Origin of the sequence: Fictibacillus solisalsi, assembly GCF_900103485.1 — a bacterium.
GTDB classification, from domain to species: domain Bacteria; phylum Bacillota; class Bacilli; order Bacillales; family Fictibacillaceae; genus Fictibacillus_C; species Fictibacillus_C solisalsi.
This window is the reverse complement of sequence record NZ_FNHW01000007.1, coordinates 51,410-60,909: the sequence shown is the minus strand read 5'-3', so window position 1 is coordinate 60,909 and position 9,500 is coordinate 51,410. Positions and strand designations below refer to the sequence as shown.

The following is a 9,500-nucleotide window of genomic DNA, read 5'->3' as shown; positions in this document are numbered from 1 at the left end:
CTAAATGGACTCGAACCATCGACCTCACGCTTATCAGGCGTGCGCTCTAACCAGCTGAGCTATAGGCCCAAAAATAAAATGGAGCGGGTGATGAGAATCGAACTCACGACCAGAGCTTGGAAGGCTCTTGTTTTACCACTAAACTACACCCGCATTAAAAAGATGGTCGGGAAGACAGGATTTGAACCTGCGACCCCCTGGTCCCAAACCAGGTGCTCTACCAAGCTGAGCCACTTCCCGTTATGGCGCGCCCTGAGAGATTCGAACTCCCGACCTTTTGATTCGTAGTCAAACACTCTATCCAGCTGAGCTAAGGGCGCATATTATCTTTGATGTATTTATGTTATATATCGAGAAGCTATTGGTGCGGTCGAGAGGACTCGAACCTCCACGGGGTTGCCCCCACTAGCCCCTCAAGCTAGCGCGTCTGCCATTCCGCCACGACCGCAAAGCAATTAAAGTTATAAGTTCATTTTTTGAAAAAAATGGTGCGGGTGAAGGGACTCGAACCCCCACGTCATAAGACACTAGATCCTAAGTCTAGCGCGTCTGCCAATTCCGCCACACCCGCATGATGTGTAAATGGTGAGCCATGAAGGACTCGAACCTTCGACCCTCTGATTAAAAGTCAGATGCTCTACCGACTGAGCTAATGGCTCATGAAGATGGCTGGGCTAGCAGGATTCGAACCTACGAGTGACGGAGTCAAAGTCCGTTGCCTTACCACTTGGCTATAGCCCAATAATCATGATGCATTTCTTAATTTAAATGTTGGTTTTAAGTAAAATGGCGGGCCCGACCGGGATCGAACCGGCGATCTCCTGCGTGACAGGCAGGCATGTTAACCGCTACACCACGAGCCCATTTTAATATAAACAGCTTGTCCGCTTTTCTTCCGAAAAACAACTTGGTGTTTTTTGAAAAACACTTGGTATTTTTACCACGAAAAAATACTTGGTATTTTTCTTGTGATAAAATACTTGGTATTTTTCTTTTAAAAAAATTACTTGGTGACCCGTACGGGATTCGAACCCGTGTTACCGCCGTGAAAGGGCGGTGTCTTAACCGCTTGACCAACGGGCCGATAAAACTGGCAGAGAAGAAGGGATTCGAACCCTCGCGCCGCGTTAGCGACCTACTCCCTTAGCAGGGGAGCCCCTTGAGCCACTTGGGTACTTCTCTGTATGGCTCCACAGGTAGGACTCGAACCTACGACCGATCGGTTAACAGCCGATAGCTCTACCACTGAGCTACTGTGGAATGTGTTTTTGAGACATTTAATATCATACTTGTTTTTTCTCAAAAAGTCAACTGTTTTTTTCATTTATTTTGTTTATGTAAAGAGCAAGATGTCTTTCAGCGACTTTATTAATCTAACACAGATTCAAACATCTAGTCAACACTTTTCTCATCACTTTTTAAAAACAATTTTCCCCGGCATTTTCCGCACACGTGTTTTCTTGTGTCGACCCTTCGCTTCCGCTTGTATTGCTGATTACAGTCTATGCATAGATATAGGTATTTATAAGCATGAGTCGTTCGCGTGCCAGGCAGGGTTTCGCAATATCTCAGGCCGCCCACTTTCTTCAGCAGCTGTTTAAATTCAAGGTCTTTGTGCTGATATCCTCTTCCTTCGATATGCAAATGGTAATGGCACAGTTCATGCTTAATGATACCCACTAGTGCCTGCATCCCGAACTGAGTCAACTGCTTCGGATTGATCTCTATATCATGGGACCTGAGTAAATACCGGCCGCCGGTTGTCCGCAAACGGCCGTTAAAGCGGGCGATATGCTGGAAGGGTTTGTGAAAATAATCATTTGATATCTGCTCCACGAGCAATTGTAGTTCCCTTTGGTTCATTTCCTTTCCTATCCTTTCTCCTTCTATAGAACAAAAAGTTGGTCACATCAACAAGCCATGAGACATAGACTAAATCACGCTTGAATACGTGGAGGTTTTGTCTATGCCCACATGGTTTAAGAAACAACTCAGAAAAGCTTATTTTCAAAAAGACCGTTATCAAATCCGTTTGTTAAATCAATGCTGGTTTTTTTATAATCAAAAAAATAAAAATTCCGAAAGCAAAAGTTTCCCCTGACATACAGAGTAATGTTTGAATGAAAAAATCACTGCGCCTCCGGAGGCAGCATGGTGAGAGCCACTCTTCCTTTATTAAGATCCACGCTATCCACCCAAACGGTAACAACCTGCCCAACGCTAACCACATCCATGGGGTGCTTAACAAAGCGTTTGGCCAGCTTGGAGATATGAACAAGGCCGTCCTGTTTCACGCCAATATCCACGAAAGCGCCGAAATCAACGACATTTCGCACGGTTCCTTCCAGCTCCATTCCTTGTTTAAGGTCTTCGAGCTTAAGGACATCGGTTTTCAACAGGGGCTTTGAAAGCTCTTCCCGCACATCCCGGTTTGGGCGAAGCAGTCCGTCCACGATGTCATGAAGAGTGGGCACCCCGATATTGAGGTGATTTGCCATTGCCTCCACATCGATCGATTTCAGCTTGTCTTTCAGGCTGTCTGTGCCGATTTCTGCTACTTCACTGTTCATTTCTTTTAAAAGCAACAGCGTTTCTTTATAGCTTTCCGGGTGAATTGCCGTTTGGTCGAGCGGATTTTTCCCATCCGGAATTCTTAGGAATCCGATACACTGCTCGTACGTTTTCGCACCGAGACGCGGAATCTTCTTCAGTTCCTCTCGTTTTTCAAACTTCCCTTTTTCTTCTCTCACTTTCACAATATTTTGCGCGACGGTCTTGGACAAGCCGGCTACATACTGAAGCAAGGAAGAAGATGCTGTATTTACGTTCACGCCTACCTGGTTTACGGCGGTTTCCACCACAAAGGTCAGAGATTCGTTTAATCGCTTTTGCGAAACATCATGCTGATATTGTCCAACTCCTACCGATTTCGGATCAATTTTCACCAGTTCAGCCAGTGGATCCTGCAGCCTTCGCGCAATGGAAATTGCACTCCGCTCTTCTACCTGAAGGTCCGGAAACTCTTCCCTGGCGATCCCTGAAGCGGAATACACACTAGCCCCTGCTTCATTGACAATAATATAGGAAACCGGCTCCTTTACCCCTTTAATGGTATTGACGATGAATTGCTCTGTTTCCCTGGAAGCTGTTCCATTTCCAATGGCAATTACATTGATACCGTATTTGTCAATCAAGCCCTTCACTACCGTTTCGGACTTTTGTACTTCTGACCTTGGCGGTGTTGGGTAAATGGTCTGAATATGAAGCATTTTCCCCGTTTCATCCACTACACCAAGCTTACAGCCTGTACGGTATGCGGGATCCACGCCTAAAACCATCCGCCCCTTTAACGGGGATTGAAGTAGCAGATTTCTCAGGTTTTCAGAAAAAATGTGAATGGCCTGTTCCTCACCTTTGTCGGTCAGTTCGTTCCGGATGTCTCGTTCGATGGAAGAAGCAATCAGCCTTCGATAGCTGTCCTCAATCGCCTCTTGTAAATATGGTGCAGCTGGAGATTCCGATTTCTTGATAACCGTCCGGTTCAGCCGCTGAATAATTTTTTCAGCAGGTGCCTCCACTTCCACCTTAAGTACGTCTTCTCTTTCGCCGCGGTTGATGGCAAGAATACGGTGAGGCACGATTTTTCCAACCGGTTCACTGTACTCATAATACATTTCGTAGACCTTTTTTTCGTCCTCTCCGTTTTTCTTTAGGGACGTTTGCAGCTGCCCTTCCTTAAACGTAAGGTCCCGGATCCATGTTCGAATTGCCGCATCGTCTGAAATCTGCTCAGCTAGAATATCCTGCGCACCTGCAAGTGCCTCTTCAGGCGTATGTACCTCTTTTTCCTCGGACAGGAACTCACCGGCTTTCCCCAGGACATCACCTTGCCACGGTTGGCTCATGAGCCAGTCGGCCAGTGGCTCAAGCCCTTTTTCCTTAGCCACCGTCGCACGTGTTCTCCGCTTTTGTTTGTATGGGCGATAAAGGTCTTCAATTTCCTGCAGTTTTTTGGCATTCGATATGGCGGTTGCCAGTTCATCGTTCAGTTTCCCCTGCTCGCCAATTAGGCGAAGAACTTCTTCTTTACGTTCCTTTAAATTTTCTGCGTATTGCCAGCTGTCCATAATATCTTTAATTTGAACTTCATCCAGGCCGCCTGTCAGCTCTTTACGATACCTGGCAATGAAAGGCACCGTGTTGCCGTCCTTCAATAACTCAATAACATTTGCCACTTGTTTTTGTTTAATACCCAATTGTTTCGCAATTTCAGTAAATCCTTGATCCATCTCTATTGTTTTTTCCAATAGAAGTACCCCTTTCGAATCCGTAAAAATTACGGGTATACCCTTTTAGTTTAACACTTTCCCGATGTTTTAACGAAAATTGATCCATAAATCCCATATAAAAAAGCACCCCGGAAAGGGCGCTTGATCGAATGTAAAAGCATAAAAAAAAGCCGAGGCAACTCGGCAGAGAGATCCATAAAGACCTCCAACGTGCTTATGCATGAGACACTTTTCCGACGAGGCAGGTAGCGTCATCAATTAATTTTTGAGAAAGATTACCGAGGTAAGCAGCCGATTCCCGGGGCGATATCATATTGGTGAGAATGGAACGGCTTTGCGTATGAATTTCCATTCCATCTGAATAAATGATAAATGCGGTCTGATCATCAAACGGAAATTGCTGTACACGGAACTTCTGCGGCTTTCCGGAAAGAAAACCAACCGTAGGAAGAGGGTAAATTAATTTACGGTCTTCCCCAGCCATCATAAAGCGGATATTTCCCACTCCCGCATAGCGGACGATGCGCTGGTTAAAGTCAATTTTAAAAATGGAAAGCACCGCTCCCCTGGTTCCTTTTAGCTCTTCATTGCATACCTGCATGATTTCCTCAACTTCTAATTGATGATTCTTTTCCACAGCGATAACTGCCGCCTGGGAGGCTTTCCTGGCTAAACCGCCGCTCCCCAGCCCATCAGCTACCGCACAAATAAAATAATCACGGGTTTCCGTGACATAAAAACTGTCTCCACATAATTCATTACCGTTTTTGGGCTTTTGGAAAGAAGAGACGGCGATTTTGTCATAGGAAAAATCCTGGATCATTTTAAGGCCTCCGATGGTTCTACCCGAATCGCTTCACGAAGCTTTTCAAGTGCTCTCCTCTGCAGCCGTGAGACATGCATTTGAGAGATATTCAGGCGCTCCCCAGTTTCTTTCTGGCTTAAATTCTCAAAATACGTGCATTTAAGGATTTCCTGCTCTCTTTCAGAAAGAACGGCAAATGCTTTCTGCAGGAGCATTCTCTTGTCAATTTGATCATAGCCGGCATCCTGTGTTCCCACGAGATCCAGCAGGGTTACTGTGCTGCCTTCCTGATCCGCTTCAATGGAACTGTCTACGGAAAGAGCCTGGTAACTCTTGCCCATCTCCATCGTTTCCAGAACTTCTTCCTCCGTAACCTCCAGGTAATCAGCAATTTCCTGGATTTTCGGGGAACGCTGAAGGTCATTCGTCAGATCTTCTACAGCTTTTTTTATGCGGGGTCCAAGTTCCTTGATACGTCTTGGCACATGAACGCTCCACGTTTTATCACGGATAAACCGTTTAATTTCACCTATGATGGTAGGAACCGCAAACGATTCAAACGAACGTCCAAAATCGGCATCGTACCTTCTCAATGCAGCGAGCAGGCCGATCATTCCCACTTGAACCAAATCGTCATGAATGCTTTTCCCCTTGGAAAATTTTCGCGCTAGTGAGTGAACGAGATCCTCATATTGATGTACGAGTTTCGTTTGCAATATTTCATTTTGCGGATCGTTCTGAAGCTCGTGAATCCATTTATATACTTCTTCTTTATTGTGTAGGTGCTGGTGAGGTCCTGTCGACATTTTCCTCCACCTCATCTCTGTGAAGATACTTCGTCATCATTACGATCACACCCGCTTCACCGCTGATTTCCACTTTGTCCATCAATGACTCAATTAGGAAGAGGCCCAGACCTCCTTCATTCAATTGTTCTACTGATTTCCCTTCTACAGGTCCCAGTGATTTATTTACATCATCATAATCAAAGCTCTTGCCGTGGTCCACGACCATGATTTCCAGCCGGTTTTCATACACCCCGCATCCAATGCGGATTTGTCCTTTTTCTGAATCGGTATACGCATGATTCACAACATTGGTACAGGCCTCTGAGACAGCAATTTTGATATCTTCAATTTCGTCAAACGCAAATCCCATCCTGTTCGCAATACCAGAAATCGTCAGACGCACCACACCGACATAGTCGGTTTTGGCAGGTACCGTCATTTCGATAAAATCAGAGGCTTTGTTACTCATCTGGCCTCCCCCTTTACCTCATTGTCTATGTCCATTACCTCAGTAAGGCCGGTGATTTCAAATAAACGCTTAACCCTCTCGGTCATTCCGCGCAGCTTTAACGTCCCGTCGTTTTTCTTCGTGGACTTTAATGCTCCCACAAAAATGCCGAGCCCTGTACTATCCATATAATCAATGTTAGCCAGATCAATCACAATCTGAGCATTTTTTTCTTCAGTCAGAGGAACCAACATCTCCTTTAATTTTGGTGCGGTGTACGCGTCTACTTCTCCAGCTAGTGTTAAATAATGAACTCCATTCGTTTCTTCGTGACTAATTTGCAAATTCATTTTTTTCCCCCCAGGATAGTATCATAAACCCATAACACTAATTACCCGTTCTTGAAAAAGACTAAACCATTCTTTTTAGAATGATTAGGGTAAAGTCATCCCTCAACTCAAATTCCTGAAGCCGTTCAAGCTCATGGAACACCGAATCCACGATTTCCTGAGCCGGTTTGTGCATGTTCTCACGGATGAGCGCAACAATCTCTTCCCGTTCAATGAACCCTTTGCTGGTCCTGCATTCGGTTACCCCGTCCGAAAGAAGAATAATCATATCTCCCGGACCGAGCTGCTTTTCATATTCTTTGTATTTCGTCGTTCTTGATACACCCAGCACAAGGCCTTTGGCAAACATGTCCTCAAACTCATCGGTTGCTGCTTTATAAAAAAAGCCGGGCTCATGTCCGGCCCCGGCATAGTAGAATTTATGGACATCAGTGTCATAAAGCCCATATAGCATGGTTATAAACATATTCGGGTGCACGTTCTGTTCAACGACTCTATTCAGATTTTCAAGAAGAAGGTTAGGCTGCATCCTTTGCTCGGGAAGACTGTCCATCGCGTATTTAATCATCGACATGCACAGCGCGGCAGGAATCCCCTTCCCGATAATATCCGCTACAGCCACGCTGATGGATTTGTCATCCTTTACAAAATTAAAATAGTCCCCGTTCATTTTCTTGGCGGGAACACTTTTGACACCAATGTCCAGAGAATCCACCGTCGGAACATCACTGATTAAAAGTGTCTGCTGCATGCTTGCCGCTACTTCGATTTCTGATTCCAGCTGGCGCTGGCGGGTTCTCAGGCTCTGATGTTCGCGATACGCAAAACCGTACCCGATCATGACCTCCAAAAGAAAATCAAACGCGTCCTTCATTTCTTCGGTCATGTCGGGAAACAAATCATTTAGTACATTTATATGATGGCTGACCACATCCTCAGGCGAGATCTGCTGTTCAATCAGCTTTCGGCTGAACTGCTGCCCTTTGTATAGAGCTGTCTCGTTTTTCCCATTAAGATACGTTGTCAGCAAGTCTTTATATCGATCTATGATGAAATCTCGGTCGTTCATTTAATACCTCCTAACGAAGCCACTTCGTCGCAAGGATTTCAGTTCCGGAGTCAATCGTGGAATCAATGGTAAACTCGTCCATTAAACGCTTTACACCTGGCAGTCCGGCTCCAAGTCCCCCGGAAGTTGTATATCCGTCTTCCATTACCTTACGAATATCCCTGATTCCCGGGCCGTTATCCACAGCAATAATGCGGAGGCCTTTTCTTCCCATTTGCTCAACCGGCTCAAGGCAGATCTTTCCGCTTCCTGCATATAAATAGATATTACGCGCTAACTCTGAAATGGCAGTAGTGATACGAGCCTGGTCTACGTTGCCAAATCCGAGTTCTTTTGCCATATTTCTTCCTAATTGCCTTGCGCTTACGATATCCCATTCATTGCAAACTTCTACACAGGATTGGATGTCCATGCTCATCCCTCCAGTTCCAGTTGCAATTTATCAAGCCCTTGTTCCAGGTCAAGAGCCGTCGGAACCTCTCTCATTGAAATCCCCAGGTCGATCAAAGTAATTGCTACTGCGGGCTGTATACCGGTCAATACCACTTGCGCTCCCATCAGTTTTGACATGCGCACAACATCTCCAAGTACTTTCGCAATGAAGGAGTCAATCATGTCTACAGAGGTCAGGTCAATTACCACACCCTTAGCACCGGTGTCATGTATTTTGTTTAACAGGTCTTCTTGAAACTGCAGAGCAGTCTGATCATCGAGCTCTACCTGAATGGTAATAAGAAGATACTCATGCAGCTTCAAAATAGGAATTCTCATTTTCCCCACTCCCTATTTTTCATTAACAATTTGTTGGTTTGTAACTTCCAGAGCTTTTGCCATCCCTTTTTGCAGCGTGCTTTTGGTAGGGAACAGGCTGAGGTCAATCCCAAGGCTTACAATCGTTTGCGCAATTTCCGGCCGTATCCCGACCAAAATGCAGGTAGATCCCAAAAGCCTCACGGCATCCGCCGCCTGAATGATGTGGTGGGCTACCATTGTATCGACAACGGGCACACCGGTTATATCTATAAGAACCACCTGTGAACGGTATTGAATAACACCTTCCAGAAGGTTCTCCATTATTAATTTCGCACGTTCCGTATCAATGGTCCCGATCAATGGCATCACGCTAATATGCTGAAAGACCGGAATAAGCGGTGCCGATAATTCCAGCAACGCGGACTTTTGAATGGAAACGGTACGCTCCCAAAGCCGGGAAGAATTTTCAACCACTGAATTTAGAATGGGATCCATCCAGCGGTCCACTTCCCTATATATTTCAAACGCCGCATTTTTTTGAATATCTTCTTCAGTGATGATCTCCAAAACTATACGGCGAAAGCATTGCAGCCCTTGTGTTAAATATTCAAGCGGCATATTCGCACGCAAAACTTTATCAAAAAAGCGTTCCAATGTCCCGTCGGCAGAAATATCCCCCTGGCTGATATGGTTAAACAGGAGCGATAAAAACTCCTTGTTCAGCTGTTCACGCATGTAGGGTGTGATAGTGCTTGTTGTGGTTTTGTAATCCGCAATTTCCTCAGACCACAACTCATCTATTTCTGTGCGTTTATTTAGGATCATATCGATGATGGCCGCATTCAAATTCTATACCCCCCTTACGTCGGTACACTACTTTCATTATTCCACTTATCATTCATTCTTGCAATCTTTTGCTATATAGTTCGCTGATAAACCGGATTTCCTGTTCCAACTTTCTCTGTAAGTTGTTTCCATTAAAAAAACCGCCACTTTCA

At 45.2% G+C, this 9,500-nt stretch carries 11 protein-coding genes and 11 tRNA genes; 1 reads left to right on the top strand and 21 read right to left on the bottom strand.

Features of this window, described 5'->3' with window-relative positions; genetic code table 11:
- Window positions 1–79: 79 nt before the first annotated feature.
- From BLT53_RS23195 to BLT53_RS23140, 12 genes are all read right to left on the bottom strand, one after another.
- Window positions 80–153: transfer RNA gene (locus tag BLT53_RS23195), tRNA-Gly, on the bottom strand.
- A 10-nt stretch (window positions 154–163) separates the two neighbouring features.
- Window positions 164–240: transfer RNA gene (locus tag BLT53_RS23190), tRNA-Pro, on the bottom strand.
- A gap of 3 nt (window positions 241–243) precedes the next feature.
- Window positions 244–320: transfer RNA gene (locus BLT53_RS23185), tRNA-Arg, on the bottom strand.
- Window positions 321–362: 42 nt separating this feature from the next.
- Window positions 363–448 (bottom strand) — tRNA-Leu (locus BLT53_RS23180).
- A gap of 38 nt (window positions 449–486) precedes the next feature.
- Window positions 487–571 (bottom strand) — tRNA-Leu (locus tag BLT53_RS23175).
- A 12-nt stretch (window positions 572–583) separates the two neighbouring features.
- A tRNA-Lys gene (locus BLT53_RS23170) sits at window positions 584–659 on the bottom strand.
- Between the two features lie 7 nt (window positions 660–666).
- Window positions 667–741 (bottom strand) — tRNA-Gln (locus tag BLT53_RS23165).
- A gap of 46 nt (window positions 742–787) precedes the next feature.
- Window positions 788–863, bottom strand: a tRNA-Asp gene (locus BLT53_RS23160).
- A 145-nt stretch (window positions 864–1,008) separates the two neighbouring features.
- A tRNA-Glu gene (locus BLT53_RS23155) sits at window positions 1,009–1,083 on the bottom strand.
- 8 nt (window positions 1,084–1,091) lie between these two features.
- A tRNA-Ser gene (locus BLT53_RS23150) sits at window positions 1,092–1,182 on the bottom strand.
- A gap of 3 nt (window positions 1,183–1,185) precedes the next feature.
- Window positions 1,186–1,260, bottom strand: a tRNA-Asn gene (locus BLT53_RS23145).
- A 132-nt stretch (window positions 1,261–1,392) separates the two neighbouring features.
- The gene (locus tag BLT53_RS23140) at window positions 1,393–1,863 is read right to left on the bottom strand and encodes a SprT family protein (protein WP_090239429.1); all 471 of its coding nucleotides are present in this window, start codon (window positions 1,861–1,863) and stop codon (window positions 1,393–1,395) included.
- 103 nt (window positions 1,864–1,966) lie between these two features.
- On the opposite strand from BLT53_RS23140, the gene cmpA reads away from it, so the two are divergent.
- Window positions 1,967–2,101 (top strand): cortex morphogenetic protein CmpA, encoded by a 135-nt coding sequence (gene cmpA / locus BLT53_RS23135; RefSeq protein ID WP_090239426.1) that lies wholly within the window; start codon window positions 1,967–1,969, stop codon window positions 2,099–2,101.
- 28 nt (window positions 2,102–2,129) lie between these two features.
- Here cmpA and BLT53_RS23130 read toward each other — a convergent pair whose 3' ends face one another.
- The 9 genes from BLT53_RS23130 to BLT53_RS23090 form a co-directional block, all read right to left on the bottom strand.
- Complete coding sequence (locus tag BLT53_RS23130; RefSeq protein WP_090239437.1) at window positions 2,130–4,289, bottom strand: Tex family protein; 2,160 nt, start codon at window positions 4,287–4,289, stop codon at window positions 2,130–2,132.
- Between the two features lie 214 nt (window positions 4,290–4,503).
- Window positions 4,504–5,112 (bottom strand): protein phosphatase 2C domain-containing protein, encoded by a 609-nt coding sequence (locus tag BLT53_RS23125; protein WP_090239424.1) that lies wholly within the window; start codon window positions 5,110–5,112, stop codon window positions 4,504–4,506.
- Window positions 5,109–5,900, bottom strand: coding sequence for an RNA polymerase sigma factor SigB (sigB, locus tag BLT53_RS23120; RefSeq protein ID WP_090239421.1), 792 nt, complete (start codon window positions 5,898–5,900; stop codon window positions 5,109–5,111). Before sigB ends, BLT53_RS23125 begins: the two co-directional genes overlap by 4 nt.
- Window positions 5,866–6,351, bottom strand: a complete 486-nt coding sequence (gene rsbW / locus BLT53_RS23115) for an anti-sigma B factor RsbW (RefSeq protein WP_090239419.1) — start codon at window positions 6,349–6,351, stop codon at window positions 5,866–5,868. The genes sigB and rsbW overlap by 35 nt, the downstream gene beginning before the upstream one ends.
- Window positions 6,348–6,680, bottom strand: a complete 333-nt coding sequence (locus BLT53_RS23110) for an STAS domain-containing protein (RefSeq protein WP_090239416.1) — start codon at window positions 6,678–6,680, stop codon at window positions 6,348–6,350. The genes rsbW and BLT53_RS23110 overlap by 4 nt, the downstream gene beginning before the upstream one ends.
- 61 nt (window positions 6,681–6,741) lie before the next feature.
- Window positions 6,742–7,749 (bottom strand): PP2C family protein-serine/threonine phosphatase, encoded by a 1,008-nt coding sequence (locus tag BLT53_RS23105; RefSeq protein WP_090239414.1) that lies wholly within the window; start codon window positions 7,747–7,749, stop codon window positions 6,742–6,744.
- A gap of 10 nt (window positions 7,750–7,759) precedes the next feature.
- Complete coding sequence (locus tag BLT53_RS23100; protein WP_061975881.1) at window positions 7,760–8,161, bottom strand: anti-sigma regulatory factor; 402 nt, start codon at window positions 8,159–8,161, stop codon at window positions 7,760–7,762.
- A gap of 2 nt (window positions 8,162–8,163) precedes the next feature.
- On the bottom strand, window positions 8,164–8,520 hold the full coding sequence (locus BLT53_RS23095; protein WP_061975879.1) for an STAS domain-containing protein: 357 nt from the start codon (window positions 8,518–8,520) through the stop codon (window positions 8,164–8,166).
- Window positions 8,521–8,532: 12 nt separating this feature from the next.
- Complete coding sequence (locus tag BLT53_RS23090) at window positions 8,533–9,348, bottom strand: STAS domain-containing protein (protein WP_090239412.1); 816 nt, start codon at window positions 9,346–9,348, stop codon at window positions 8,533–8,535.
- Window positions 9,349–9,500 lie beyond the last annotated feature (152 nt).